21 protein-coding genes are annotated in these 26,038 nt (G+C 61.7%); 17 read left to right on the plus strand and 4 right to left on the minus strand.

Annotated elements, in window-relative coordinates; all coding sequences use genetic code 11:
- Positions 1-332: 332 nt before the first annotated feature.
- The 4 genes from D5261_RS21735 to D5261_RS21750 form a co-directional block, all read right to left on the minus strand.
- Complete coding sequence (locus D5261_RS21735; protein WP_119322062.1) at positions 333-1,397, minus strand: type IV pilus twitching motility protein PilT; 1,065 nt, start codon at positions 1,395-1,397, stop codon at positions 333-335.
- Positions 1,398-1,463: 66 nt separating this feature from the next.
- Positions 1,464-2,138: a hypothetical protein gene (locus tag D5261_RS21740; RefSeq protein ID WP_119322061.1), complete on the minus strand. Its 675-nt coding sequence runs from the start codon at positions 2,136-2,138 to the stop codon at positions 1,464-1,466.
- Between the two features lie 107 nt (positions 2,139-2,245).
- A complete protein-coding gene (locus D5261_RS21745) occupies positions 2,246-3,472 on the minus strand; it encodes a sigma-54-dependent transcriptional regulator (RefSeq protein WP_119322060.1) in 1,227 nt (408 codons plus the stop codon).
- Positions 3,473-3,561: 89 nt separating this feature from the next.
- Positions 3,562-7,218, minus strand: a complete 3,657-nt coding sequence (locus tag D5261_RS21750; protein ID WP_119322059.1) for a GAF domain-containing protein — start codon at positions 7,216-7,218, stop codon at positions 3,562-3,564.
- A gap of 115 nt (positions 7,219-7,333) precedes the next feature.
- Between D5261_RS21750 and D5261_RS21755 the strand changes: the two genes are divergently transcribed.
- The 17 genes from D5261_RS21755 to D5261_RS21835 all read left to right on the plus strand — a co-directional run bounded on the left by D5261_RS21755 (position 7,334) and on the right by D5261_RS21835 (position 26,034).
- Positions 7,334-7,642, plus strand: coding sequence for a hypothetical protein (locus D5261_RS21755; protein WP_119322058.1), 309 nt, complete (start codon positions 7,334-7,336; stop codon positions 7,640-7,642).
- Positions 7,643-7,744: 102 nt separating this feature from the next.
- Positions 7,745-8,257 (plus strand): peptide-methionine (R)-S-oxide reductase MsrB, encoded by a 513-nt coding sequence (gene msrB, locus D5261_RS21760; RefSeq protein WP_119322057.1) that lies wholly within the window; start codon positions 7,745-7,747, stop codon positions 8,255-8,257.
- 175 nt (positions 8,258-8,432) lie between these two features.
- A complete protein-coding gene (gene nusA / locus D5261_RS21765) occupies positions 8,433-9,659 on the plus strand; it encodes a transcription termination factor NusA (protein WP_119322056.1) in 1,227 nt (408 codons plus the stop codon).
- Between the two features lie 55 nt (positions 9,660-9,714).
- On the plus strand, positions 9,715-10,011 hold the full coding sequence (gene rnpM, locus D5261_RS21770) for an RNase P modulator RnpM (protein WP_119322055.1): 297 nt from the start codon (positions 9,715-9,717) through the stop codon (positions 10,009-10,011).
- 44 nt (positions 10,012-10,055) lie between these two features.
- Positions 10,056-12,212 (plus strand): translation initiation factor IF-2, encoded by a 2,157-nt coding sequence (infB, locus tag D5261_RS21775; RefSeq protein ID WP_119322054.1) that lies wholly within the window; start codon positions 10,056-10,058, stop codon positions 12,210-12,212.
- 60 nt (positions 12,213-12,272) lie between these two features.
- Positions 12,273-12,560 carry a DUF503 domain-containing protein gene (locus tag D5261_RS21780; RefSeq protein ID WP_218025625.1) on the plus strand — a complete coding sequence of 96 codons (288 nt, stop codon included), beginning with the start codon at positions 12,273-12,275 and terminating at the stop codon, positions 12,558-12,560.
- A 46-nt stretch (positions 12,561-12,606) separates the two neighbouring features.
- Entirely contained in the window at positions 12,607-13,056 is a 450-nt protein-coding gene (gene rbfA / locus D5261_RS21785) for a 30S ribosome-binding factor RbfA (protein ID WP_119322053.1), read from the plus strand.
- Positions 13,053-14,051: a DHH family phosphoesterase gene (locus D5261_RS21790; protein WP_119322052.1), complete on the plus strand. Its 999-nt coding sequence runs from the start codon at positions 13,053-13,055 to the stop codon at positions 14,049-14,051. The genes rbfA and D5261_RS21790 overlap by 4 nt, the downstream gene beginning before the upstream one ends.
- Positions 14,051-14,959: a tRNA pseudouridine(55) synthase TruB gene (truB, locus tag D5261_RS21795; protein ID WP_119322051.1), complete on the plus strand. Its 909-nt coding sequence runs from the start codon at positions 14,051-14,053 to the stop codon at positions 14,957-14,959. The genes D5261_RS21790 and truB overlap by 1 nt, the downstream gene beginning before the upstream one ends.
- Positions 14,956-15,900 carry a bifunctional riboflavin kinase/FAD synthetase gene (locus tag D5261_RS21800; protein ID WP_119322050.1) on the plus strand — a complete coding sequence of 315 codons (945 nt, stop codon included), beginning with the start codon at positions 14,956-14,958 and terminating at the stop codon, positions 15,898-15,900. The genes truB and D5261_RS21800 overlap by 4 nt, the downstream gene beginning before the upstream one ends.
- Positions 15,901-16,034: 134 nt before the next feature.
- The gene (locus tag D5261_RS21805; protein ID WP_119322049.1) at positions 16,035-18,623 is read left to right on the plus strand and encodes a beta strand repeat-containing protein; all 2,589 of its coding nucleotides are present in this window, start codon (positions 16,035-16,037) and stop codon (positions 18,621-18,623) included.
- Positions 18,624-18,644: 21 nt separating this feature from the next.
- The gene (locus D5261_RS21810; protein WP_119322048.1) at positions 18,645-19,802 is read left to right on the plus strand and encodes an AI-2E family transporter; all 1,158 of its coding nucleotides are present in this window, start codon (positions 18,645-18,647) and stop codon (positions 19,800-19,802) included.
- Between the two features lie 90 nt (positions 19,803-19,892).
- A complete protein-coding gene (gene rpsO, locus D5261_RS21815; protein WP_119322047.1) occupies positions 19,893-20,168 on the plus strand; it encodes a 30S ribosomal protein S15 in 276 nt (91 codons plus the stop codon).
- 201 nt (positions 20,169-20,369) lie between these two features.
- Positions 20,370-22,781, plus strand: coding sequence for a polyribonucleotide nucleotidyltransferase (locus tag D5261_RS21820; RefSeq protein WP_119322046.1), 2,412 nt, complete (start codon positions 20,370-20,372; stop codon positions 22,779-22,781).
- 125 nt (positions 22,782-22,906) lie between these two features.
- Complete coding sequence (locus D5261_RS21825) at positions 22,907-24,181, plus strand: M16 family metallopeptidase (protein WP_218025624.1); 1,275 nt, start codon at positions 22,907-22,909, stop codon at positions 24,179-24,181.
- A gap of 2 nt (positions 24,182-24,183) precedes the next feature.
- Positions 24,184-24,939 carry a 4-hydroxy-tetrahydrodipicolinate reductase gene (gene dapB, locus D5261_RS21830; protein ID WP_119322044.1) on the plus strand — a complete coding sequence of 252 codons (756 nt, stop codon included), beginning with the start codon at positions 24,184-24,186 and terminating at the stop codon, positions 24,937-24,939.
- Positions 24,940-24,963: 24 nt separating this feature from the next.
- Positions 24,964-26,034 carry a glycoside hydrolase family 5 protein gene (locus D5261_RS21835; RefSeq protein ID WP_218025623.1) on the plus strand — a complete coding sequence of 357 codons (1,071 nt, stop codon included), beginning with the start codon at positions 24,964-24,966 and terminating at the stop codon, positions 26,032-26,034.
- Positions 26,035-26,038 lie beyond the last annotated feature (4 nt).

Here is a 26,038-nt window from a genome sequence, read left to right on the forward strand (position 1 = left end):
CTATCCCCGCGCTTCGGCCGACCCCTCCGGGGCAAACCCACCCCGGCCATCGGCCGACCTTTCCGGGGCAAACCCACCCCGGCGCTTCGCGCCACCCCTCCCGCCGACGGGAAGGGTTAGTCGGATTGCCTCTGACGAAAACTGCTTGCGATAACACGTTCTGAAATAACCCTTCCCGTCGGCGGGAGGGGTGGCGCGAAGCGCCGGGGTGGGTTTGCCCCGGAGAGGTCGGCCGAAGGCCGGGGGTGGGTTTGCAGGGATATAAACAAAATTCGCCTGCGATCAGAAAAACTGATCGCAGGCGCATTTTGTTTTATGGACAAGGACAGATCTTACGCGGGGCGCCGCACCATCTGTTTCATTTCGGTAACGTTGCCCGCGTACGAAATTGCTTCTTCCTCGGAGATCAATCCCGCGCGGAAGTACTTCAGCAGACACTGGTTCATGGTCTGCATTCCCCAGAAGTTACCCTCGGCGATGGCGCCGTAGAGCTGGGAGGCGCGGCCTTCTTCGATCAGCTTGATGATCGTCGGGGTGGCGATCATCGTTTCGACGGCGCCGACGCGGCCCGTGCCGTCGGCGCGGGGGACGAGCTTTTGCGAGATAACGCCCTTCAGCGAGCCGGAGAGACGCAGACAGAGCATGTCGCGGTCCTGAGGGGGGTACATGTTGATGATACGGTCCAGGGTCTCCGCCGCCGATGCGGTGTGCAGGGTGGAGAAGACGAGGTGACCGGTTTCCGCCGCCGCCAGCGCGACGTTCATCGTTTCGATGTCGCGCATTTCTCCAATCAGCAGGATGTCCGGGTTCTGACGCAAACTGTACTTAAGCGCGTCGTGGAACGAGTCCGTGTCCAAACCGACTTCACGCTGGGAGACAATCGACATTTTGTCCGGGTGGACGAACTCGATCGGGTCCTCGACCGTGATGATGTTCGTGCGCCGCGTCGAGTTGATCAGGTCGATCATGGCCGCCTGAGTTGTGGATTTGCCAGAACCGGTCGGTCCCGTGACGAGGATCAGGCCCTGGCGGTTTTTTGTCGTGTCGCCGATGACCGACGGCATTCCGAGCTGCTCCAGGGAGAAGATCTTGAGCGGGATCAATCGGCAGACAAGACCCATGGTGCCGCGCTGCTGGTAGACGTTGCAGCGGATGCGGCAGACGCCTTCCACTTCAAACGCCAGGTCGAGCTCATGGCGGTGCTCAAAGCGGCCAATCTGCTCGTGGGTCATGACGCTGTAGGCGAGCGTCCGCGTTTCCTCCGCGGTCAGCGGCGGCTCGTCCAGGGGCTGGATTCGCCCGCTGATGCGCATCGCCGGCGGGCTGTTGGCTTTGATGAAAAGGTCCGACGCTTTCTTTTGCGCGGACAATCTGATCAGGTCGTAAAGATCGTGCATCCTCAGGTCCTTATAATTACAAATTCGTTTGTGCGGCGCGATCCGGCACAGCGTTGCGCTCTGAATTTAAGCGTTGCGCGCCATCGCCATATAGACCAATCCACCGGCGATCGCCGCGACAGCCGCAATCAGCGCTACCTGCCAAAATCGGATCGGCGCATGCCCGCTATTGTTTTGACGCGCGGACTGCACGGAAGCTTCACTTGGCTGGTAAAGAGGCAGATTGAGCTTGCGATAGTGGGGATCGTGGATCAGCACGCGGTAGCTGTACGTCGAGCCGTGCTGGTCCAGCGTGATGCTGACATCCTTGCCGTCATATCCGCGCAAGCCATGGAACTGAAACTTCGGCGTGACGAAATAGGTGATGGCGACTTGCGGATACGGGCGCAGCGCATCGATGATCGGTTCGATCGGGAAATACTGACCCGCCGCCGGAACCGCGCCCGAGGCGGTAAACACGGCGCTGGTCATCTTCTGGGTCGCTCCCTGCACGGGCGCGACGTCTTCCGTAATGGTGAGGCCTTTGATCGCCCATCCGGTGGACGATTGCAGCGCGGCGATATCCCGGCTGACCTGCGCTTTGGGCGCGACGGCGGGGTAGGTGAGGGCCATCTGGCCGTCGCCTTTTTCCGAGGCGTAAACGATCAGCAGCAGGTCCGGCTGTGTCGCCGGCTTCGCCATGGCGGGAACGGCGGTCGCGAGAAGAAAGGCCGACGCAGCGATTGCGCGGAAGGCTCTCATAACAGTGGCTCCTTCGCGATGAGCCCGAGCCAAACAATGCGGCCGCGCCATCGTGGGCACATTATACACCCTTAGGAAGAAACAACGCAAGCGCGGACACGGTTCCATCAGAGCAGAGATCGTTCGCGAATCATCGTCGGCAGCATGGAGGGAAGCAGGACGGTGGCGTCCGGATCGGACATGACGGTGCAGCGCTCGATCACGTTCTCCAGCTCGCGCACATTGCCGGGCCAGGAGTATACGCTCAGGGCCAGCATCGCCTCCGGGGACACCGAGGAGATATTGCGTCCGTTTTCCCGGTTGAACTTGTCCAGAAACACATCGACCAGGATCGGGATATCCTCGGCGCGCTCACGCAGGGGCGGAAGCACGATCTGAATGACGTCGAGACGGTAGTACAGATCTTCGCGGAACTTGCCGTGCTTGATCAGCTGCTCCAGATCAGCGTTGGTCGCCGCGATGAGGCGGACATCCACCTTGATGGTCTTCGTGCCGCCGACCCGCTCGAATTCCCGCTGCTGGAGGACGCGCAGCAGTTTGATCTGGACGGACGGAGAGATATCCCCGATCTCATCCAGAAACAGCGTGCCGCCGTGGGCCATCTCGAATCGGCCCTTTTTCTCGGCGAGGGCGCCGGTAAAGGCGTTCTTGTCGTGCCCGAAGAGCTCGCTTTCCAGCAGCGTCTCCGAAAGAGCCGCGCAGGAGATGGCGACAAACGGTCCGGAGGCGCGGTCCGATTGCTGGTGCAGGGAGCGCGCCACGAGTTCCTTGCCCGTGCCGCTTTCGCCGCGGATTAGCACCGTGGCGCGGGAGGCGGCCACGCGGCTGATCATCTGCTGGATCTGCTTCATGGCGGGGCTGGCCGGCTCGCTGACGGCGCTTGCGGGACGCTTCTTCGTCCCGGCGGCGGTGGCGGCCCCGGATTCGCGATGCTCCGTGCTGCGCTCGACGCAGCGCTTGACAATGGCGCGGACCTCGCCCACATCAAAGGGTTTCGTGATATAGTCGGCGGCGCCGTAACGCATGGCGTCCACACAGGTCTTGATCGTCGCATACGCGGTGATCATGATGGCGACGGAATTCGGGTGCTTGACTTTGACCTTTTGCAGCAGCTCGACGCCGTTCATGTCCGGCATGATCAAATCCGTCACCAGGACGTCGATGGTGTTGCTGGACGCGATTTCCAGAGCCTTCAATCCGTTTTCGGCGGTGAAGACCTGATAGCCGTCCTTTTTGAAGATCGCTTCCAGCACGCGCCGGATATTCTGCTCGTCGTCGGCGATCAGCAGATTGCGCGGCTGCGCGGAAGTTCCGTCTTTACTTGCTGTCTCCATACTGAGGCATGCCGCTGTGGGCCGACTCCTTCCTTGTACAATCACGACGCCCAGAGGCGCCGACTTCAAGTCTGATCCTAGGCCGGCCTCTATGCGAGGTCCGTGCTGGACCATTCAAAATATCCGCCGGGCCGGTCGCTGCGCTGATCGGAGATATCCGTGCGCGCCTGCGGAACGACGGTGGTGTAAAGCGGATGCACCGGAAGCTGCATGGTGAAGGTGGATCCTTCTCCAGGCATGCTGCGCGCGGTGAGCCGCCCGCCGTGTGTCTCGACGATCTTGCGCGCGATGGCGAGGCCCAGGCCCGTGCCTTTGGTCTTCGTCGTGAAAAACGGCGTCCAGATCTTCTCCAGCTTGTTGGCGTTGATGCCCACGCCCATATCTTCAAAATCCACTTCGGCGATATCTTGTTCCACGAGATACCGTGTGATAATCGTCAGCTTGCCGCCGTGCGGCATCGACTGCGCGGCGTTGATGACGATATTTCGGATCACTTGCTCGATCTGTGATTTATCGACGAGGACATTGGGCAGGTCTTCGGCGTATTTCTGTTCGAACTCGATGTCCTGGTCGTGGAGGTAGGCGCTCATGAACTGAATGAGACGTCCGAGGATCTGATTGAGGCTGACGCTCTGCATCTGCGGCGGGCTGACGCGCGAGAACTCCAGAAACTCGCTGGTCATTCGGTTGAGGCCGTTGACTTCCTCAATGATAATATCCAAAAATTCGCCATGCAGCTCAATAAATTCGTCGGGCAGCTCATTTCGCAGCAGCTGCGCCGCGCCTTTGATGGAGGAGAGCGGGTTGCGCAGCTCATGCGCGATGTTCGCGGCCAGCTGTCCTGTTTCGGCGAGCTTGCTTACGCGCTCCACTTCTTCCTTCATCTGCATCTCATTGGTGACGTCTTCAAAGACGACGACCACGCCGAGATACTCCCCGGATTCGCTTTTGAGCTGCGAGGCGCTGAGATTGACATAGGTCTCGTCGCCCTGCGGCGAATGGTAGCAGAGCTGGTTGCGCGTGAAGACCTTGCCGGTCTGCGCGGTCAGCTCCACCATCTGCATGGTCTCTTCGCGCACCGCCGTATCCACCTGGAGCATTTTGAAGAACTCTTTGTAGTGGCGGCCAATGATTTGATGGGCGCGGAGGTTGATGATCTCTTCGGCTCGCGCGTTCCAGGTGACGATATACCCGTCTTTGTTGATCGTAATAACACCCGCCGCGATGGAGCGCAGGATATTGTCGGTGTAGCGAGTCAGAGTGCGGAACGAGCTCATCTCGCGGTAAATCGTCGCGGCCTGCGACGCCACCAGGTGCAGCAGCATGACGCTTTCTTCGTTGAAGCTTGCCGGCGTATGCGTCTGCATCGTCAGGACGCCAATCGTCTCGTCGCCGACGAGCAGGGGGATCGCCAGCACCGATTGCAATGTCGCTTCCTGGCCGACGACGATCGGCACGTCGCGCGCGGCGGGCGAGGAGGCGATCAACCCCGTTCGGGCGCGCAGCGCCCGCGCGCCCAGATGCTCGCCTTCCAGCGGCAGCGTGACGGAGCCGACGATCTCGGAGGCGCAGTCGCCGCGCGCCGCGCGCGCGGTCATTGTCTGGCCGTCCTCGTCCACGGTGTACAAAATCGACTGATCGCTCCACACGAGGCTGGCGACGATCTCCAGAATGCTGGACAGCGCCTCGTCGAGGGAGGTCGCGGTGCGCACTTTCTGCATCAGCTCGTAGATGGCTGAAAGCTCCAGCTCGCGCTGGTCGATACGGCGTTCATAGGAAGACGCATTGTTCAGGACGACGGCGGCCTGGGACGACGCCACGGCGATCAGCTTGAGCTGCTCCACGCCATAGTCCTCGTGCTGCTTGCCGAGCAAAAGAAAGCCGATGGCGACATCTTCGACGACCAGCGGAATCAGCGCAGTCGAGTGATGATCTTCTAAAAACGCCTCGAAAAACGGCGTCCAGTCCGGGCCAAAGTAGGTGGGAATGTCCTGAAGCGTCAGCAGGCGCGGCGCCCGGACGGCCTGGGCGGCCGCCGCCACGGGCAGCGCGGCGACAATGGATTTGAGATGCTTTTCCACATGGTCCGGGATACCGCGCCATTCGATCGCGCGCATCGAGTCTTTCCCCGCCTCGAAGTGCAGCAGGACGCCGGCGTCGCTGTCGGTGATCTTCGCCGCCAGATCGTTCACGGCTTTGGCCGCTTTTTGGACGCCCGATGTCGCGGCGAGGTTTCGGCTGACCTCGTAGAGCGTGGTGAGCTCGGCGTAACGGCGCTCCTGGCTGGCGTAGAAGCGCGCGTTTTCAATCGCGATGCCGGCCTGATGGACGAATGTCGAGAGCAGGTCGATCCCGTCCGCCGTGATCCAGCGGGTGGGGTCGGAGTGGCTGACCACGACGACGCCGATACAGCGGCCGCGCGCGACGATAGGCTGGGCGTAAAACGACGTCATGCTCAGCGCATGCGCGTACTGGCGCACGTGAGGCGGCTCCAGGTCGGGGCGGTCCACCAGGACCGGCACCTGTCGCTGGGCAATGCTGCCGATGACGCCTTCGCCAAGGCCGATGTTCGCGTCGCGTTTTTCATCGGGGTTCCAGTCGAAGCCCCGGACGATGCGCGCGGAGAATCGCCCTGTATCGAGATCGCAGAGGTAGATCCGGCAGCGGTCGAACTTGACGACGTCGACGATATTGTCCGCGACCTGATTGAGAACCTGATCCAGATCCAGGGTCGAAGTGATCGTCTCCGTCAGATCCGAGAGGGTAGAGAGCTCCTGAATCTTGTTGTTAAGCTTCTGATAAAGCTTGGCGTTGTTGATGGCGAGCGAGGCGTGAGTCGCGAAGATGCTGAAGAGACGCAGGTCGTCGTCGTTAAAGGTCGCCGTCGGCAGGTTGCGCCGGATACAGAGAACGCCCTGCACTTCGCCCTTTTCGTCCTTCATCGGCATACAGATCGATGAGGCGACACCGGGCAGCCCGGTCAAGTTCTGAGTCTTGAGCTCCGGAACATCGTCCAGCGAATCGAGGCGCAGCGGCAAGCCCGTGGCGGCGACATGACCCGCGATGCCGCTGCCGACAAGAATCCGGGTGTCCTCGACAATTGAGCTCGCCAGGCCGTACGAGGCGACGATCGTCATCGCCTCGGTGTCCGGCTCCTTGAGCATCAGCGAACAGGCCTGCGCGTCCATGACCGACGCCGCTTTTTCCGTGATCAAATCCATCAGGTGATGGATGTCTTTGTCGTCGGTGGCCTGGCCGATCTCATAAACGGCCTCCACCTCGCGGATGCGCCGCTCGAGCTGGGTGCGAGCCGTTGAGACCTGGTCCTGCCAGTACGATTGGCGTAGACCGAGGAGGATAAATGGGGTCAGGGCGTGCGTCAGCGCATCCCACCATTCCAGATCCGAGCCGGGCGGCAGCCGGAAGGACCATGCGCCTAAATGGACGCCGTCGGAGAGGAGGATCTTGCACGTCGGCTGATCGCATTCGCTTGCGGATTCGTCTTGCGTGGTATGGTGGGAAAGAAAGTCGAGCGTCTGGCTTTCGAGCAATTCGTCGGCGTCGCCGACGACGCGCCTCAGGCTATCACTGCCGGAGACGACGTAGATCGCGCATTTTTCCGCCCCGAGCGCGTCGTGGGCAAGGGTATTGAGCTGCTGGAGGACCGGGCCTTCATGCTCAAATGTACGCGCAGCCTGCAGCAGCAGGGCGCTTAGATCTTGATGGACCGGCGAGGATTGCTTCATAACGAACTCACAGCGCCATTATCCGGTACTTTATCGTCAATGTCAAGCCAAATGAGGTTTGCCGAGCCAGGCATGCGGGAACAATTTCATCAGAAATCAATACGAGGAACAAACCATGGCCACCACGCAAGAAGTTCAGCACGGCGAATCGTATGACAAGCACAAGCCGTCGTCCGAATTGGACCCGGCGGACAAGCAGTTCGGCTCCGCCGTCGCGGCGCAGACGGAAACCCTCGCGGAAGCGGAAATCGACGCGCGCAATGGATTGCGCGGCGCGCCCGGACGGCGGCCGGTTCCGGAGGATTTTGAGGACTTGCTCACGCCGGAGGGAAACAGCGGGGACATCGTTGGATCGGATATCGCCGACAGCCCGTTTGCCATCGGCGAAACGGCGAGCATTCATATCCCGGAACGGCGTTTTTAACGCCGCCGTCTCCAAACAGTGAACTTTTGACGCGTCTCCCTTGTTATATGACGTAGGAACAGCCATATTTGTGAACGGAATTGGCAAGGAGACGCAGTCATCATGAGCAGTAATAAAACCGCTGGGATCATCGTTGCGGCGGCGGCCCTTTTCGCGGTCGCGGGACTAGCCGCCGTCAAGCGTGCGCCGAAGCCGGCGGCGGTTTCGGCCAAGGGGTTCGATCCCAAGTACACGAAGACCGACGCGGAATGGAAGAAGGTCCTGACCCCGGAGCAGTATGACGTGACGCGCCATGCGGGAACGGAAGCGCCGTTCTCCGGAAAGTATTGGAATAACCATGAGCGCGGGATTTATAAGTGTGTAGACTGCGGGCTGACGCTGTTCAGCTCGGATACAAAGTTTGAATCGGGGACGGGGTGGCCGAGTTTCTGGGCGCCGATCGATAAGACGCACGTCCGGGAAGTCGCGGACCATTCGCTGATGATGGACCGCACTGAGGTCATCTGTCCGCGCTGCGGAGCGCATCTCGGACATGTCTTCGACGACGGCCCCGCGCCGACGCATTTGCGCTATTGCATGAATTCCGCGGCGCTGACGTTTGAGAAGGGGAAGTAGCCTGCATCTTGCGTGAGAGCCTCTGAATATGCTATAATAGAAGCAGAGTTTCAGATTATTCACTTCTGAAAGAGCGGGCGTCAGCCCGCTCTTTCGTCTTGTTAGGGACAAACCCAGAATTTAGCGGCGCGCCCGCAAAGCGCCGTGGGATAGTTCGGAAGATGGTGGGAGGCTTATGAACGGCGATTTTATTGAAGCCCTGCGGCAAATCGAGAAGGAAAAGGAAATTCCCTTCGCCACCCTGCTGAAGACCCTTGAGGTCGCGCTGGGCAAGGCGTACAAAAAGCACTACGGCATCCCCGGCGATGTGAACGTTCATATCGACACGACGAAGAACTCGTTTAAGTTCTCGTGCGAAAAGCTGGTCGTCGAGCCTGTCGGTAACGAGCATGCGGAGATGTCGCTGGAGACGGCCCGCAAGATCAACCCGAACGCCGAATACGGCGACATGATCGCGGTGGAAGTCACGCCGGAGAACTTCGGGCGGATCGCGGCGCAGACGGCGCGCCAGGTGATGATGCAGGAGTTCCGCGAGACCGAGCGTGAGAAGGTCTTCGACGAATTCAACGCGAAGATCGGCGAGGTCGCGACGGGCATCGTGCAGCGTCACGAAGGCGGCAACGTTTATATCAACATTGGCAAGCTGGAGGCGCTGCTTCCCCAGCAGGAGCAGGTCCCAGGCGAGCCGTATCGCTTTAGCGACCGTATCAAGGTATACTTGCTGGAAGTCCGCCGGTCGTCGCGCGGGCCTCAGGTGATCGTTTCACGGTCTCATCCAAGCCTGATTCGCCGGCTGTTCGAACTGGAAGTGCCGGAAATCGCGGACGGATCCGTGCAGATCAAGAGCGTGGCCCGGGAAGCCGGCGCGCGCTCCAAGATCGCCGTGGCGTGCGAGGACGACAAGATCGATCCGGTCGGCGCGTGCGTCGGCCATCGGGGCGCCCGCGTCCAGGCGGTTGTCTCCGAACTCTACGATGAAAAGATCGACATCGTGCGCTGGAGCGCCAACGTGTCGCAGTTCGTGGCGGAAAGCTTGTCTCCCGCGAAGAGTGTGAACGTCAAGGTCAATGAGGAAAAGAAGTCCTGCTTCGTCCTCGTCCCCGACAACATGCTGTCGCTGGCGATCGGCAAATCCGGCCAGAACGTTCGGCTTGCCGCGCGTTTGACGGGCTGGAGAATCGACATCCGGTCCGAGTCGCAGGAAGCGAAAGCGGTCTTCGCCAAGGCCGCCGAGGAAGTGGCGGAAGAAGAGCGACAGGCCGAGGCCCAGCGCCTGTCTCCCGCCGCCGCGAAGTCCGTGGCGACCGCGCCCGCGGATCAAGAAGACGAAAATGTGGTGGAGTATGATGAAGAAGTGGTCATCACCGCCGACATGCTGAAGGCGTTCGACGACGAGGATTAAGACCGCGTTCTCCGACCTCCCAATCCTGGGAGGCGGAGACCAACCGAGAACCGACATGAAACAGCGCCACGTCCCGCTCAGAACCTGTGTCGTCTGCCGTGAAACGTCCGCCAAGCGGACGCTGCTCCGCATTGTGCGCGAGCCTGGCGACGAAGGCGTCGTCCGTTTCGACGGATCCGGCAAAGCGAACGGGCGGGGCGCGTATGTTTGCGCGTCGGACGAATGCATCGACAAAGCCATCAAGCAGAAGCGCTTCGAGCGCTCGCTGAATGTGAAGGCTGTATCCGAGAACCTGGCCGCCGACCTCAAGGCGGCGGCCGCAAACGCTCATTCTGCAGGAGTGAATGCGTGATGATTTAAAATAAAAAGAGCTGCAACGAGAGGTGAATTGACCTTATGTCTGGTGTGCGTATTTACGATCTAGCAAAAGAACTGAAGCTGACGAGTAACGAACTGTTGGATGTCCTGAAAGAACTGGGCGAACCAACAAAAACGGCTTCAAGCACGATAAACGACTCCGCCGCCGAAGGCGTACGCAAGCGCGTCGCCGACCGAGCGAATGGAGCGACCAATGGCGCGTCCGCGCCTTCTTCCAGCAACGGCAACGGCAATGGCGCGGCGAAGCCCGCTCCGGCCCCGGCAGCTTCCGCCTCGGAAAGCCCCGCCGCCAATTCCGGTAAAGTCGTGGATATCCCGAGCGTTGTTTCGCTCAAGGATTTCGCCGACCTGATTTCCATTCCGGCTCCAACGATTCAAAAGAAACTGATGGGCCTTGGCGTCCTCGCGTCGCTGAACCAGAAGCTCAGTCCCGAAGTCGTCACGCGTCTGGCGAAGAGCTACGGCGTACCGGTGAACATCGTTTCGCCGCAGTCGGCGCCCGCCGCCGCGCCGCAAGCTCCGGCCGCGCCTGCGACAACCGGCGTCGCCGCGCCGCAGGCCGACGCCGCTCCGGCGGCTCCCCCCGCCGCGCCGAAGGTCGCCGTGGTGGCCGCGAAGCCCCGCCAGAAGCCCGCCGGCCCCGTCTCCCGCCCGCCCGTCGTGACCATCATGGGACATGTCGACCACGGCAAGACGACCCTGCTGGACGCGATCCGCAAGGCGCGCGTTGTCGATACCGAGCATGGCGGCATCACGCAGCACATTGGCGCGTATCAGGTCTCCGTTGAGGATCCGACGAACGCCGGGACGATGCGCAAGATCACGTTTCTGGACACTCCCGGCCACGAAGCCTTCTCGGCGATGCGCGCTCGCGGCGCCCAGGTCACCGATATCGCGGTCCTGGTGGTTGCGGCGGACGACGGCATTATGCCGCAGACGATCGAAGCCATCAATCACATCAAAGCCGCCGGCGTTCCGATGATCGTCGCGGTCAACAAGATCGATAAAGACGGCGCCAATCCAACCCGCGTTCTGACGCAGCTGACCGAATACGACGTCATGCCGGAAGCTTACGGCGGCGACGTGCAGACGGTGGAGCTGTCGGCGAAAGAGGGCCTGGGCCTGGACGACCTTCTGGAGAAGATCATCCTTGTCACCGACGCGGAGATCGAGCCCAAGGCCGATCCGAGCGCTCCGGCGACCGGCTGGGTCATTGAAGCGGAGATCGATAAGGGACGCGGCGTCGTCACGACGATCCTCGTGGACCAGGGAACCGTCAAGATGGGCGACTCCGTGGTCGCGGGAACCACGTTCGGCCGCATCAAAGCGATGGTGGACGACATGGGCCAGCGCGTCAAGGACGCGCCGCCGGCGTTCCCCGTCGTCATCCTGGGATTGAACGGCGTTCCCAACGCCGGAGACCGCTTCGAAGTCGCCAAGAACGAGAAGGCCGCTCGCCAGATCGCGGAAGAGCGCGCTTCGGATATTAAAGAAGACCAAATGGGCTCGCGCCGTGTGATGACGCTGGAGGATATGCAGCGTCACTTCAAGGCGGGCACCACCAAGACTCTGAACTTGATCGTCAAGGGCGATGTCCAGGGATCGGTGGAGGCCATCCGGCAGTCGCTGGAGAAGATCGACCATCCGGAAGTAAAGGTCAAGTTCATCAGCAGCGGCGTCGGCTCCGTCGGCGACTCCGATATCCAGCTGGCGGCGGCCTCGCAGGCGCTGGTCCTCGCATTCAACGTTCGTCCCGAACCGGGCGCCGTGAAGATGGCGGAAGCCGAGCATGTCGAGATTCGCGAATACCGGATCATCTACGACCTGTTCGACGACGTCAAGAAGGCGATGGCGAACCTGCTCGATCCGATCTACGAGGAAAGCGCGCTGGGCGTCGCCGAAGTGCGCGCCGTGTTCCGGCTGCCGCGTTCCGGCGGCTCGATCGCGGGCAGCTACATCCTTGAGGGCAAGGTCGTCCGCAACGCCAATGTCCGCGTCAAGCGCGGCGGCAAGCTCGTCGCCGAGGGCAAGATCGACACGCTCAAGCGTGAAAAGGACGATGCGCGCGAAGTGGCTCAGGGCTACGAGTGCGGTATCCTCGTTCCCGGTTACGATCCCGTCGAGGGCGACCGGATCGAGTGCTACGAGTTGAAGCGCATCGAGCGCACGCTCTAAATGGTCTGGGGGCGATTCGCCCCCGGACCGACGGCGGCCGCAACGTGCGGCCGCAACCTTATGACCATGGTCATCGGCGTCCTCACGGCGGAACTGCAGATTGACGGCGCAGAGTCGCTGAAAGATAAGCGCCAGGTGCTGAAAAGCATACTGGCGCATCTGCGTAACGATTTCAACGTCTCCGCATCGGAAGTTGCGGATCACGATATTTGGCGCCGCGCGACCATTGGGATCGCGCTGGTGACCACCGACAGCCGGTTCGCGAACGAAGTGCTCGACAAAGTGATCGACCACCTGGAGCGCGATCCGCGCGCGGAGCTGGGACATTATGAGATGGAGATGCTGTAGCGCGCTTTGCGGCGCCGCACGCGTCTCCTGAATGGAATTTAACAACATGCCAGCGACTAGAAAACAGCGCCTGCAGGAAACACTGCGCGCGGAAATTTCCGATATTATTCGGCGCGACCTTCGGGACCCGCGCTTCGCCAAAGGGCTTCTCTCCATCACCGAAGTGGAGGTGACGGCCGACCTCAAGCACGCCACGGTCTTTTTCAGCGTTCTCGGCGACGAGCAGGCGCGCAAGGAAGAACTCGCCGCCCTCAAGGGCGCGACGGGGCATCTGCGCGGCGAGCTGGGCCGCCGCAAGACCGTGATCAATGTTCCGGAGATCTCGTTCCGGTATGACGACGCGCTGGAGCGCGGCGGCAAGATGTTCGAGATGCTGGAGCGGATCAAACGCGAGGACGCCGAGCGCGCCGCCGCCATGCCGGCGGACGACGCGGCGGAGACCGAAGACGGGCAAGTCTCTTCGGGCGCCGAAGACAAGGAACAGGCCGGCGCATGAGCCAGGACAGCATTCCCGATCTTTCGCTCACCGTGCCGCTGGCGGCGGAGGCGATTCGGCAGGCGAACACCCTGGTGTTCGCCTGTCATGTCAATCCGGACGGCGACGCGCTTGGCTCCATGATCGGACTGGCGCTGGCTCTGACGCCGCTGCAAAAGAAAATCACCCTTCTCTCCGCCGACGGCGTTCCCGAGATGTACAAATTCCTGCCGGGAGCCGAGCTAGTGCAGCGCGGGTCCGATGAGGCGGAGTTCGATCTGGCGATCGTTCTGGACAGCGGAGACCTGTCGAGGGTGGGGGCGAGCGTCCTGCCGGTCGTCGAGCGCGCGCGCAAAACGATCGATATCGATCACCACGTTACGGCGAACAGCTTCGGCGATATCCGTGTCCTGAACTCCAAGGCGGCGTCCACCTCCGAGATCGTCTACGCCCTGGTCCTGGCGATGGGGCTGCCGATCGACAAAGCGATCGCCACCTGCCTCTTCACCGGCGTGATCACGGACACGGGGTCGTTCCGGTTTCAGAACGTCACTCCCAACACCTTCCATGTCGCGGCGTCCCTGCTGGAGCACGGCGCGCCGCCGGCGTATATCTCCGAAAACGTCTTTGAGAACCGCAGCTTCGCGGCCACCAAGATGCTCGGCGCGACGCTTTCGACGCTGACATCCACGGCGAATGGCCGGGTGATCTGGGCGCATGCGTCTCTGGAGGATTTCGTGGCGCTGGGCGCCACGGACGAAGATACCGAAGGCATCGTCAACTATGTGCGCGGCGTGCGGGACGCCGAGGTCGGCGTGTTCTTCCGCGAAATGCCCGGCGGCTCCGTGCGGATCTCGCTTCGTTCACGCGATACCGTTAATGTCGCCGAGATCGCGGCGCAGTTCGGCGGCGGCGGCCACAAGATGGCGGCGGGCTGCAGCGTCGCGCGTCCGCTGGCGGAGGCGGAGAAGCTGGTGATCGACGCCATCCTGGCCGTGCTTCCGGCGGTCAGCTAATGGCGAATGGTTTTCAAAACGATCCCCGGATGCTGGGCGTACTGAATGTCGACAAACCGGCGGGAATGACCTCGCACGATGTGGTCTATCGAATACGGCGCGTGACTCGCGTCAAGCAGGTTGGGCACGCCGGCACGCTGGATCCGGACGCCACGGGCGTGCTCCTGGTCTGCGTCGGAGCGGCGACACGGATCGCGGAGTATCTCGCGGACGAAGGCAAGGCGTATCGCGCCGTGCTTCAGCTCGGTTCGGAGACTGACACCGAAGACGCCTCCGGCCAGGTCTTGACGCAGGCGGACGCTTCCCACATCACGCGCGAGGATCTGGAGCGCCTGCTTCCCTCGTTTACCGGGGAGATTTCGCAGACGCCGCCGATGGTGAGCGCCGTGCACCATGAGGGCAAGCGGCTTTACGAACTGGCGCGCGCGGGGATCACCGTGGAGCGCGAAGCGCGAACGATCCGGATCGATACATTGACTCTGAGGGAGTTTACGCCCGGACCGAACGCGACCGCTGTCCTGGATGTCGAGTGCGGCAAGGGAACGTATATCCGGACGCTTTGCGCGGATCTCGGCAAGGCGCTGGGGGTAGGGGGGCATATGGCGAGCCTGCGCCGAACCGCCGTCGGCGGCTTCCATGTGGACGCCGCCGCGCCTCTTGAGACAATCAATCCCGAAAATGTGCTGTCACTGATGAAGCCGCCTGCGGAGGCGCTGCACGGCTTCCCGCTGCAAGCCGTGGACGATGCGCGCCGGGCGGATATCCTGCACGGCCGCGCCGTCCCGACCGGTCTCGCCGACGCGCCGATCGTGCGCGTGGTCGATGCGAACCAACAACTCGTCGCCCTGGCGCTTGCCGACGCCGGCTCGCTGCGCCCGTTTAAGGTCTTTTCCACGGAACACTCATGAAGGTTATCCAAGGGCTCGATTCGCAGGATCTTCCCCTGTCCAATACCGTGGTCGCGATTGGAGTCTTCGACGGAGTCCATCGCGGGCATCAGGAGATTTTTCACCAGACGGCCCGCGAGGCCCGATCTCTTCAGGCCACGCCGACGATTCTTACGTTCGACATTCACCCCTCGCAGCTTCTTGCGCCGCACAGCGCCCCGGGCTTGATTTCGACGCTCGATCAGCGAGTCGGGTTGATTCGAAAGTACGGCGAGATCGAAGCCGTCCTGATCGCGCCCTTCACGCGCGAGTTCGCGTCCCTTTCCCCGTTGCGCTTTGTTGAGGATATTCTGATCGGCGCGCTTGGCGCGCGTCATATCCTGGTCGGCGCGGATTTCCATTACGGCCGCAACCGGGCTGGAACCATCAGCACGCTTCTTTCCGAGGGAGCGGAGCGTGGTTTCGCCGTGACGATCGTGCCGCCGGTACTCTACCAAGGGGCGCGTATCAGCAGCACGCTGGTGCGCGAAGCGCTCGCCGTGGGCGATGTCGTCGCCGCCGCCGATCTTATGGGGCATCCCTTCGTTTATTCTGGCGTCGTGGTCGAAGGCAAGAAACTGGGACGGACGATCGGCTATCCCACGGCGAACCTGGCGCCCGTGGAGGCCGAGCAAATCGCCCCCGCGAACGGGATCTACGCCGGGATCGCTTACCTCGAAGGCGGACGCCAGGCGCGCGCCGCCGTCAGCGTCGGCTCGAACCCCACCACCGACTCCGATGGCCGCCGTAAGATCGAAGCTTATTTGATGAACGGCTTCCAGGACGATCTCTATGGACAGCGCGTCGATCTGGAGTTCCGCCAAAAGCTGCGCGACGAGCAGAAATTTGCGTCGCTGGACGATCTCACCGCGCAAATTGCTCGCGATGTCGAAGACGCGGAAGCCCTTCTCTCTCAAGCTTAACCCAAACCCATTGACAGGCGTTTTGGTTTATGATACAGTGCAACCGTGACTTTGCTTGCTACTGAGCGAATACTCACCAATTTTCCCACAACACACCTGCGGGCGATCGTCCTACCCAATGGAATGGAGTTTCGATGACGTCTATCCACACTTACAATGTTCCGCCAGGACACAGACTCCAGAAGCGATTCTGGAAATCTTCCCTCGCCCTGACTACGGTCGCTCTAGCGGCCCTGGCTCCCGCAGCGCGCGCCACGACTCTCACCGTGCCGACACAGTATTCGAGAATTCAGGACGCCATCGATGCGGCTGCCTCCGGAGACTCGATTGAAGTACTGCCAGGCGCGTATTCCGGATTCGGCAACACGGATCTGAACCTCGGAAGCAAAAATCTCACCATCGAATCGACCGGCGGCGCGGCCGTAACGACCCTCGACAATAGCGGCGGCGCCGAAAACAACCAAATTCAGACGATGACGGTCTCTGGTCACCAGACGAGCCAGACGACGCTGCGCGGCTTTACGATCAAGAACAGTTTCCACGATCTTGGCGGCGCGATCACGATCGAAGATAGTACGATCACCATTCAGCAATGTATTTTTGTAGGCAACTATGCTCCGGCGGAAGGCGGCGCCATTGCCGTCATCTCAAACAACGCCGCCTCGGGAGCGATCATTTCCCAGTGCTCCTTTATTGGAAACTCCACGGGCGACTTAACGACAAACTCCGGGTTTGGCGGTGCGATTGAGTGTATCGTCAACAACACCGGACTCAATCAAAACGTCTCGGTCATTAACTGCGTCTTCGACAAGAACACAGCCAGCTATGACGGCGGCGCAATCGACGTCGCCGGATATACGGCGGCCAGTCCGAAAGTGAGCGTCGTTAACTGTACTTTTGTCAAAAACAACTCTTCCGGATATGTCGCGCCCAACTTCGTGGGTTTGATCCCAGCGCCGAGCGGCTCCTCTTTGCCGGGCGTGGTAAGCGAGTATAACGGCGCGGCGACACTGACGAACTGCGTCCTTTATAGCGACAGCGCGCCCAAGGAAGTTTCGACCCTCAGCCCCGGGTTTACCGCGAGCTACAGCGATATCAACCAGGCGGGCTATGCGGGATCTCAGAACAACTTCTCCAGCGTCCCGAACTTCGACGATGCTGCGGAATCCGACCCGACGCTCGACAATTTGCGTGAGCAACGCACCTCGCCCTTGATCGAGACCGGCGATCCGGTGGGGACTGTTATCGCCTCCGGCGTCACCGTTCCTTCCGTCGATCGCGATAATGTGGCGCGGCATGGCACTTCCGATGTCGGCGCATATGAGTTTTTGACGCCGACCGCCACCGCGCAAACCGTGACCACGACGGAAAACGCCCCGGTTTCGGTCGTGCTGCAAGGCGTGGATCCCAATACTCCCGCACAAAGCCTGACGTTCTCGGCGACCACGCCGGCGCACGGCGTGCTGACGGGAACCGCTCCCAACCTGACTTATACGCCCAGCGCGGACTACTACGGTTCGGACAGCTTTACATTCACGGTCAATAATGGGGTCTACACCAGCGCTTCCGCAACCGTCACGATCAACGTCAGTTACGACCCGGCGGTGCAAAGCCTGACATCGAGCGCAAACATCGGCGGCGGGCTTCCGCTGACGGTGACGGCGACGATTTCCTCCCCCGCGCCGGCCGGTGGTTATTCGCTTAAGGTTTCCAGCAACTCCCCGGCGATTGACGACGGAGCGATCACGTTTGCGCCTGGATCCAGCACCGGTACGGTGGATCTGACCACCCATCCCGTGAACAACGACACACCGGTGACCCTGTCGGCGACCGCCGGCGGCGCCACGCAGACGGATAATGTTACGGTTCAAGCGATATTCCGGATCTTTGGTTTCAATGCTCCTTCCGGAAATGGCGGCGTCGCGGCGGCGGTCGGCATCGCGCTTTACGGTCCCGCCGGCCCGGGCGGCATTACAGTATCGTTGTCGAGCACGGACACGGGAATGGTCCCTCCGGGCACGACGGTGACGATCCCGCAAGGATCCACCGTGGCGTGGTTCCGCGTGGTTCCGAGCGCCGTGAATACCGACACGACAATCTCCGCGACCGCCACTCTGGGTACATTCAGTAAATCGGCGAATTACACGGTGCTCCATCCCGCGCTGCTGAGCCTGACGGCGCCTGCTTACGTGACGGCCGGATTGCCCTTTAAGGTGACGGCGACGCTGAAAACTCCGGCTCCCGCCGGCGGCGTGACGGTAGCAGTGGACAGCAACTCTCCGGGCGTTTCCGCTGGGTCGATCACGATCGCCGCCGGCGCGAAATCCGGATCGGCGACCTTCAGTTCTCATCCCGTCAACAGCACGACGCCGGTGACGCTCACGGGAACGTACGGAGGAGCTTCCGTAACCACGGATATCGCGGTGCAGGCCGGATTCCAAACGATTGGGTTCAACGCCTCCACGATAAACAGCGGATCGAAGGCGGCGATCGGCATCGCGCTTTACGGGCCGGCGGGGCCTGGCGGCGTTACCATCGCGCTGTCGAGCACGGACACGGGAATGATCCCTCCAGGCACGACGGTGACGATCCCACAAGGATCGACCTCCGTATGGATTCGGGTAACGCCGACCGCCGTGAACACCAACACAATCGTCTCCGTGACGGGCACTCTGGGATCGGACGTGAAATTTGCGTCCACGACCATCATCTCTAATGGGTAGGCGATAGGCGGTAATTTCGCGATGGATAAATGGCTGCGCCTGCTTGTGACGACCAGCTCCGCGCTGACGCTGATTCTGCTGATCGGCATCGTGATCTGGCTTTTGGGACATATCACGCATACACTGCTGATCTTCTCGCTGGGAGCGCTGCTTGCTTACGCGCTCGACCCCATGGTGGAGTGGCTGCGCCGTACCGGCGTCGGCCGCTCCAAGCGGGTCCCCAGCCGGGAAATGAGCGTCGCCGTGGTGGTCTGCTCGATCCTGCTGCTCTTCGGCTTCGGCTGCTGGTCGCTGGAGGGGCATCTGGTGACCGAGATGCGCGTTCTGCACGAGAACGGCCCTCGGTATCACGAGCATCTGCTCAGACTCGCCTCCGGCGTGGATGAGAAGCTAAGCGCGGCTGGCGTGAAGTTCAGCCTCACGGGCGCCATCGCGCATCCTCCGTCGGAGATCAAGGCGCTGGGGGCGCGGGCGGGCCGCGAGGCGCTCCCAGCGCTGGGGCATGTGTTCGGCGCGCTCGGCGAGTCGATCATCGTGCTGCTGATCGCGGTGTACTACCTGATCTTTGGTTCGGGAATGCGGTCGGGATTTAATGCGATGCTGCCCGAGGACTTGCGAACTCGAGTGGATCTCTGGGAAGACGATGTCAATCGTATCCTGGGCAGCTTCGTTCGCGGCCAATTGCTCATCGCCCTGGTGGTGGGCGCGCTGGCGGCGGTCGGCTGTCTGGCCCTGGGGCTGCATCTGTGGCTGCTCATCGGCCTGCTGGTGACGGGCGCGGCGCTCATTCCGGTCTTCGGACCGTATCTGGGCGCCATTCCCGCCGTGCTGGCGGCGGCGGCCAGTCCCACGCATTTGCACAACCCCGTCGCGGCGGTCTGCGTGATCCTGGTTTACTTCGTGATCATCAACGAGGTGGGATCGAAAATTCTGTATCCGAAACTCGTGGGGGAGGCGCTGGGACTGCACGCCGTCCTGGTCCTCTTTGTCCTATTCGCCGGCCTGGAGCTGGCCGGGGTGGTGGGCGTTTTGTTCGCCGCGCCGCTGACGGCGCTGACGATTGTCAGTGTCGTACACCTCTACCGATACTGGCAGGATCTGCCGGATTCTTCGCTCGCGGACGCCGCGCAGCGAGCGGCGAAGCAGCATTCAGACAAACGAATTACCGAGAAGGAGTGATTATGCTTGACAATACTTCCTTAAAGAAGTATACTAGGGCGAATATCACACAGGTTTTAATTTTGCTTAGGAGGCCTCAGGCACGCTAGAATGGCTTTGCTCAAAGAACAAAAAGATGTCGTCATCGACACAAACAAGACGCACGAGGGCGATACGGGTTCGCCGGAAGTGCAGATCGCCCTTCTCTCCGCTTCGATCAGCACGCTGACCGAGCATTTGAAGATTCACAAGCACGACAACCACTCGCGCCGCGGACTTTTGGTGCAGGTTGGACGTCGCCGCCGATTGCTGAACTACCTGGCCGCGAAGGACATCAACCGCTATCGCGCGCTGGTGTCTAAGCTCGGCATTCGCAGCCGCATATAAGATTTCGGCCGGGCTACGCGGATGCGTGCCCGGCCTTTCGAATGACATGCCTCCTTGCGAACTAACGCGGGAGGCATTTATTTTTCATCGCAGCCAGCTCCAGAACCCACTGACGGTTATGGCGCGCGATGAAATCGCCCGGACGCAGGCGCGTTAAAATTAACGGCGTCCCCGCGATTTTCAGGAGAAACACACGAACACATGGAACATTTTGTAGAGACCGAATGGTGCGGAGCAAAGCTGCGCATCAGCACCGGTAAAGTGGCGAAGCAAGCCAATGGAGCCGTTTGGCTGCAAAACGGCGACACGATCATTCTGGCCACCGCGACCATGTCTAAGGAGCCCAAAGCACACCTAGACTTCTTCCCCCTCACCTGTGATTACGAAGAGAGAAAGTACGCGAACGGCAAGATCCCCGGCGGCTTCATCAAGCGTGGCGGACGCCCTGGCGAAAAAGCGACCCTTATCTGCCGATTGATCGATCGACCGCTCCGCCCCTTGTTCCCCTATGGCATGCGTAACGAGACCCAGGTCATCGCGATGCCGCTGTCCTACCAGGCTGAGTTTTCCCCCGATGTTCTTTCCGTCACTGCGGCCTCCGCGGCGCTTACCGTTTCGAACATCCCGTTCAACGGCCCCGTCGGCTGTGTACGCGTGGGATTGGGTGAGAATGGCGAGTTCATCCTGAACCCAACATTTGAGCAGCAGCAAAACAACCCGCTGGACTTGATTGTCGCCGCGACTGAAGAAGCCATTGCGATGGTGGAAGCCGGCGCGTCCGAAGTCAGCGAAGAAGTGATGCTCGCCGCGATGGACTTCGCGCATGACGCTTGTAAGATTTTGGTCAAGCTTCAGAACGACCTGGCCGCTCTGGTCGGCGTCACCAAGCTTGATGTTCCGCTGCACAAGGCCAACGAAGAGATCCTCGCCGTGGTCCGCGAGCGTTTCTCCGCAAGCCTGCGCAGCGGCCTTCAGGATCCGGACAAGTCGTCCCGCGAAGCCGGCCTGACCCTGCTGATCAACGACGTCGTCGAGCAGCTCAAGGGCGAGTACCCAGATAATATCGCCGACCTTAAGGAAATCGCCGATAAGGTCGTCAAGGAGCAGCTGCGCGACTTGATCCTGACCGAAGGCAAGCGCCCGGACGGACGCGGCACCACGGACATTCGCCAGATCTCCTGCGAAGTCAGCCTGCTGCCCCGCGTCCACGGCACCGGCCTCTTCACCCGCGGACAGACCCAGGTTCTGACGACCCTGGTCCTGGGCTCGGGCGATGACGCGCAAATGGTGGATACGCTGGAGGAAGACACCGAAAAGCATTACATGCATTTCTACAACTTCCCGCCGTACTCCGTCGGCGAAGCCCGCCCGATGCGCGGCCCCGGTCGCCGCGAAATCGGCCACGGCGCTCTCGCCGAGCGTGGCCTGCGCGCCGTGCTTCCTTCGCGTGAAGTGTTCCCGTACACCATGCTTCTGACCTCCGAAGTGCTGGAGTCCAACGGATCCACCTCGATGGCCTCCACCTGCGGCAGCACGCTGGCGCTGATGGACGCGGGCGTTCCGATCAAGGCGCCCGTCGCCGGTATCGCGATGGGCCTGATCGAAGGACCGGAAGGCAGCGGCGAGAACGGGCAGGGACGCAAGTACGCGGTCCTTACCGACATCCAGGGCATGGAAGACTTCTCGGGCGACATGGACTTCAAGGTCGCCGGAACCGCCGAGGGCATCACCGCCCTTCAGCTCGACACGAAGATCGGCGGCGTGCCGCGCGACGTGTTCGTGCAGGCGTTCCAGCAGGCTCGCGACGCGCGTCTGCACATCCTGGGCAAGATCACTGAGGCCATTGCGACCCCGCGTGAGAACCTGTCCAACTACGCTCCGCGTATCTTCACGATCCAGATCGAGCCTGACCAAATCGGCACGGTCATCGGACCGGGCGGCAAGATGATCAAGAAGATCACCGCCGAGACCGGCGCGAAGGTCGATATCGAGCAGGACGGAACCGTCTACATCGCCTCCGTGGACGGCGCTGGCGGCGAGCTGGCCCGCAAGATGATCGAGGATATGACCAAGACGATCAAGCCCGGCGAGATCTACGAGGGCACCGTCGTCCGCTTCCTGCAGTTCGGCGCGTTTGTTGAGATCATCCCGGGCAAGGACGGCTTGGTTCATGTCTCGCAGCTGACCGACTCGGATGAGCGAATCGGCAAGCCCGAAGATGTGATCAAGCTTGGCGACAAGATCCGTGTCCGCGTGACCGAGATCGATCCGCAGGGACGCGTCAACCTGACCGCGCGCGGTCTGGACCAGCCCTTCGATCCGGAAAATCCGGAGCCGGGTCGGCCCCCGCGCCCCGGCGGCGGTGGCGGCGATCGTGATCGCGGCGGCCGTGGCGGTGATCGCGGCGGCGACCGTGGCGGACGCGGCGGAGACCGTGGCGGCGATCGCGGTCCGCGCCCCGACCGTGGCGGCGACCGGGACTTCCGTCCCTCCGCTCCGCGCGCCGAAGCGGCGGCCGAGGCTCCGGTGGCTGAGGAAGCCCCCGCCGCAGTCGCTCCGCTCGCGCAGGACGACGACGAAGCGCCGCGCGCTCGTTTCCGCCCGCGCCGCTGATCCGGCTCTCATGTCCGGCAAGCCGGCCGTCATCGCAACCTTCAAGGACATCCCCATGCGTGGGGGTGTCCTTTTGTCAGCATTAGCCTTGGAGGATTTCCAAGGCGTGAGGTTCGTTTTTCATTATGATACAGCGTGAGGTTCTGCCCAACGGCGTCCGCATCGTGACTGAGAACATCAGTTATGTCCAATCGGTCGCGCTTGGGATCTGGGTGGGCGTCGGCGCCCGCGACGAAAGCGACAAGCTGCGTGGTGTTTCCCACGTGATCGAGCATATGCTCTTCAAGGGCACGCCCTCCCGCACGGCGCAGCAGATCGCCGATGAGATCGACACCGTCGGCGGCGATATCAACGCCTTTACCTCTAAGGAAAACACGTGCTACCACGTGCGCGTTCTTTCCGAGCATGTTCCGCTGGCGCTCGATATCCTCACGGATATGTTCCTGAACTCGTCGTTCGACGCCGAGGAGCTGGGCCGCGAAAAGAACGTCATCCTCGAAGAGATCAAGCAGCGCGACGATGAGCCCGACGATCTGGTCCACGACCTGTTCGCCGAAGTGACGTGGCCCGGGCATGTGCTCGGCAAGAGCGTCATTGGAACTCCCGAGACTGTCTCCAGCTTCAACTCGGACGACCTGCGCAGCTACATCAAAAACTGTTATACGCCCGATACGATCGTCATCTCGGCGGCGGGTAACTTGAACCATGATGAGATCGTCGCGTATGTCGCCAGCAAGTTCGGCGATCTGACGGGATCCATCTCGGACTGGCGCGCCGCCGACACGACGCCCGAGTTCCAGCCCGGCCAGATCTACGTGGAGAAGCCGATCGAACAGGTGAACCTCGTGATGGGCGTCCCCGGCGTCTCACAGCTCTCCGACGAGAAGTATGCGCTCTCGATCCTGGACAACGTTCTGGGCGGCTCCATGAGCAGCCGCCTGTTCCAGGAGATCCGCGAAAAGCGCGGCCTGGCGTACAGCGTCGGCACCTATGCGCAGTCGTATCAAGAAGGCGGATACTTCGCGTTCTACTCCGGTACGGGCGCGGCGACGGCGGAGCAGGTCATCGATTTGATCAAAGCCGAATGCGTCAATATCCGAAAGAACGGCGTGACGGAGAAAGAGCTTCAGCGCTCGAAGAACCAGTTCCGCGGCGGCATCGTCATGGGCCAGGAAAGCATGAACTCCCGGATGATGCGTATGGGCCGCAATGAGCTGAACTATGGCCGCGTGCTGCCGATCCAGGAGATCATGGACAAGATCAACGCCGTGACGGTGAGCGATATCGCCAGCCTGTCGGAGCGTTTGTTCGCGAAGGAAGAGTTCTCCATGGCGACCGTGGGACCCGCTCCGGGAAGCGTGACGGAATCGGACGAAGACGAAGAAGAGACGGAGGAATAAAAATGGCGATTACGGTAGTCGTCTCTGGCGCGAAGGGCCGGATGGGCACGGAAACGGTCGGCGCGGTCATGGCGGACGACCAGCTGCAATTGGTGGGGGAAGTGGACCACGGCGACGATCTCGCCGCCACGCTCGGCTCGCTGAAGCCCGTCGCCATGGTGGACTTCTCCGTCCCCAGCGCGGTGCTCGGCAACATTGAAACGGCGCTGGCGAACGGTGTCGTCCCGATTGTCGGAACCACCGGGCTGGCGCCCGCCGACGTCGAGTACGTGCGCGGTCTTTGCCGCACGCACAACCTCGGCGCCCTCATCGCGCCCAACTTCGCCATCGGCGCTCTGCTGATGATGCGCTTCGCCCAGGAAGCCGCGAAGTACATGCCCGACGCCGAGATCATCGAGATGCATCACGAAAAGAAGCTGGACGCTCCTTCCGGCACGGCCGCGAAGACCGCCGAGATGATCGCCATCGGGCGCGCGAATACGCCGCCGACAGCGCTCCCGGACGACGCCTTCGAGAAGATCCCCGGGTCGCGCGGAGGCAAAGGGGTAGGGGATGTCCCCGTACACAGCGTCCGCCTTCCCGGCTTCGTCGCCTCCCAAATGGTCATCTTCGGCGGCCCCGGCCAGACACTCACGATCCGTCACGATTCGCTGGATCGTAAGTCGTTCATGCCCGGCGTCACCCTTGCCCTGCGCCACGCGCCAGCGCTGGCGGCGAACGGCGGCGAACTCATCTACGGCTTGGAGCACCTGCTGTAGACTATTTCCAAGCGAGGAGAGATCATGAGCGGAATACTGCGCTCCGGCAATCTCGTACGTCCACTCTGTCTCATGGCCTCCTTATTCGTCTCGGTTCCGGCGAGCGCGGCGCCGGCGTCCCCTGAGGACGCCGCTCCGCGCCCGCTGCCCTTCACCGGCGTGAACTTAGCGGGCGGGGAGTTCGGCGCGCCCAAGGCGGGCGTGGCGCAAGTGTACGGCAAAAACTTCGTTTATCCGTCGACTTCCGAGTTCGACTACTTCGCTTCTCACGGCGTCAATGTCATTCGTCTGCCGATCCACTGGGAAGTGCTCCAGCCCGAGATGAACAAGCCGCTCGATCCGGTCGAGCTCAGCCGCCTCCAGGCGGTCGTCAAAGACGCCCTCAAGCATCGCCTGGTCATCATCCTCGATCCGCATAACTACGCCCGCTACTACGACAAGATCGTCGGAACTCCCGATGTTCCCGCCGCCGCCTTCGCCGATTTCTGGTCGCGTCTCTCCGCAACGTTCCAGGACGACCCCCGAGTCTGGTTCGGTCTGATGAATGAGCCGCACGACATGCCGGCTTCGCAGTGGCTGGGCGACGCCAACGCCGCGATCGCCGCGATCCGCAAGACGGGCGCGAAAAACTTAATCCTGGTCCCCGGCGTGCGCTGGACCGGCGCCGGCAGCTGGCTCGACGGCGACGCGGACGCCAACGGCGCCGTGATGCTCGGCGTCAAGGATCCCAAGAACCATTACGTCTACGAAGTGCATCAATATTTGGATGTGGACGGCTCAGGAACCCACAAGGAAGTCGTCAGCCCAACGATCGGCGTGGAGCGGCTGCAAAAGTTTACGGAATGGTGCCGCCAGCATCACCAGCGAGCGTTCTTAGGAGAAGTCGCTGTCGCGGCGAGCCCCGAGGGTGAAGCGGCTATCGAGAATATGCTGACCGATATGGAGAAGAATCGAGACGTCTGGGTGGGGTATAGCTGGTGGGCCGCCGGACCGTGGTGGGGCGATTACATGTTCACACTGGAGCCGAAGGACGGGGTGGACCGGCCGCAGATGGGGTATTTGAAGGCGCACTTGCAAGGTCCCCCGGCGCTTTAGCGCC

This window comes from Capsulimonas corticalis (assembly GCF_003574315.2).
In the GTDB taxonomy this organism is placed as follows: domain Bacteria; phylum Armatimonadota; class Armatimonadia; order Armatimonadales; family Capsulimonadaceae; genus Capsulimonas; species Capsulimonas corticalis.

What these genes read in the sequence shown, in the direction of transcription:
- D5261_RS21790 (WP_119322052.1), top strand. Translation starts at nt 13,053, where the DNA reads ATGAGCCAGGACAGCATTCCCGATCTTTCGCTCACCGTGCCGCTGGCG.
- rpsO (WP_119322047.1), top strand. Translation starts at nt 19,893, where the DNA reads ATGGCTTTGCTCAAAGAACAAAAAGATGTCGTCATCGACACAAACAAG.
- D5261_RS21780 (WP_218025625.1), top strand. Translation starts at nt 12,273, where the DNA reads ATGACCATGGTCATCGGCGTCCTCACGGCGGAACTGCAGATTGACGGC.
- D5261_RS21755 (WP_119322058.1), top strand. Translation starts at nt 7,334, where the DNA reads ATGGCCACCACGCAAGAAGTTCAGCACGGCGAATCGTATGACAAGCAC.
- dapB (WP_119322044.1), top strand. Translation starts at nt 24,184, where the DNA reads ATGGCGATTACGGTAGTCGTCTCTGGCGCGAAGGGCCGGATGGGCACG.
- D5261_RS21820 (WP_119322046.1), top strand. Translation starts at nt 20,370, where the DNA reads ATGGAACATTTTGTAGAGACCGAATGGTGCGGAGCAAAGCTGCGCATC.
- nusA (WP_119322056.1), top strand. Translation starts at nt 8,433, where the DNA reads ATGAACGGCGATTTTATTGAAGCCCTGCGGCAAATCGAGAAGGAAAAG.
- infB (WP_119322054.1), top strand. Translation starts at nt 10,056, where the DNA reads ATGTCTGGTGTGCGTATTTACGATCTAGCAAAAGAACTGAAGCTGACG.
- D5261_RS21740 (WP_119322061.1), bottom strand. Translation starts at nt 2,138, where the DNA reads ATGAGAGCCTTCCGCGCAATCGCTGCGTCGGCCTTTCTTCTCGCGACC.
- rbfA (WP_119322053.1), top strand. Translation starts at nt 12,607, where the DNA reads ATGCCAGCGACTAGAAAACAGCGCCTGCAGGAAACACTGCGCGCGGAA.
- truB (WP_119322051.1), top strand. Translation starts at nt 14,051, where the DNA reads ATGGCGAATGGTTTTCAAAACGATCCCCGGATGCTGGGCGTACTGAAT.
- msrB (WP_119322057.1), top strand. Translation starts at nt 7,745, where the DNA reads ATGAGCAGTAATAAAACCGCTGGGATCATCGTTGCGGCGGCGGCCCTT.
- D5261_RS21745 (WP_119322060.1), bottom strand. Translation starts at nt 3,472, where the DNA reads ATGGAGACAGCAAGTAAAGACGGAACTTCCGCGCAGCCGCGCAATCTG.
- D5261_RS21835 (WP_218025623.1), top strand. Translation starts at nt 24,964, where the DNA reads ATGAGCGGAATACTGCGCTCCGGCAATCTCGTACGTCCACTCTGTCTC.
- D5261_RS21805 (WP_119322049.1), top strand. Translation starts at nt 16,035, where the DNA reads ATGACGTCTATCCACACTTACAATGTTCCGCCAGGACACAGACTCCAG.
- D5261_RS21735 (WP_119322062.1), bottom strand. Translation starts at nt 1,397, where the DNA reads ATGCACGATCTTTACGACCTGATCAGATTGTCCGCGCAAAAGAAAGCG.
- D5261_RS21825 (WP_218025624.1), top strand. Translation starts at nt 22,907, where the DNA reads ATGATACAGCGTGAGGTTCTGCCCAACGGCGTCCGCATCGTGACTGAG.
- D5261_RS21800 (WP_119322050.1), top strand. Translation starts at nt 14,956, where the DNA reads ATGAAGGTTATCCAAGGGCTCGATTCGCAGGATCTTCCCCTGTCCAAT.
- rnpM (WP_119322055.1), top strand. Translation starts at nt 9,715, where the DNA reads ATGAAACAGCGCCACGTCCCGCTCAGAACCTGTGTCGTCTGCCGTGAA.
- D5261_RS21810 (WP_119322048.1), top strand. Translation starts at nt 18,645, where the DNA reads ATGGATAAATGGCTGCGCCTGCTTGTGACGACCAGCTCCGCGCTGACG.
- D5261_RS21750 (WP_119322059.1), bottom strand. Translation starts at nt 7,218, where the DNA reads ATGAAGCAATCCTCGCCGGTCCATCAAGATCTAAGCGCCCTGCTGCTG.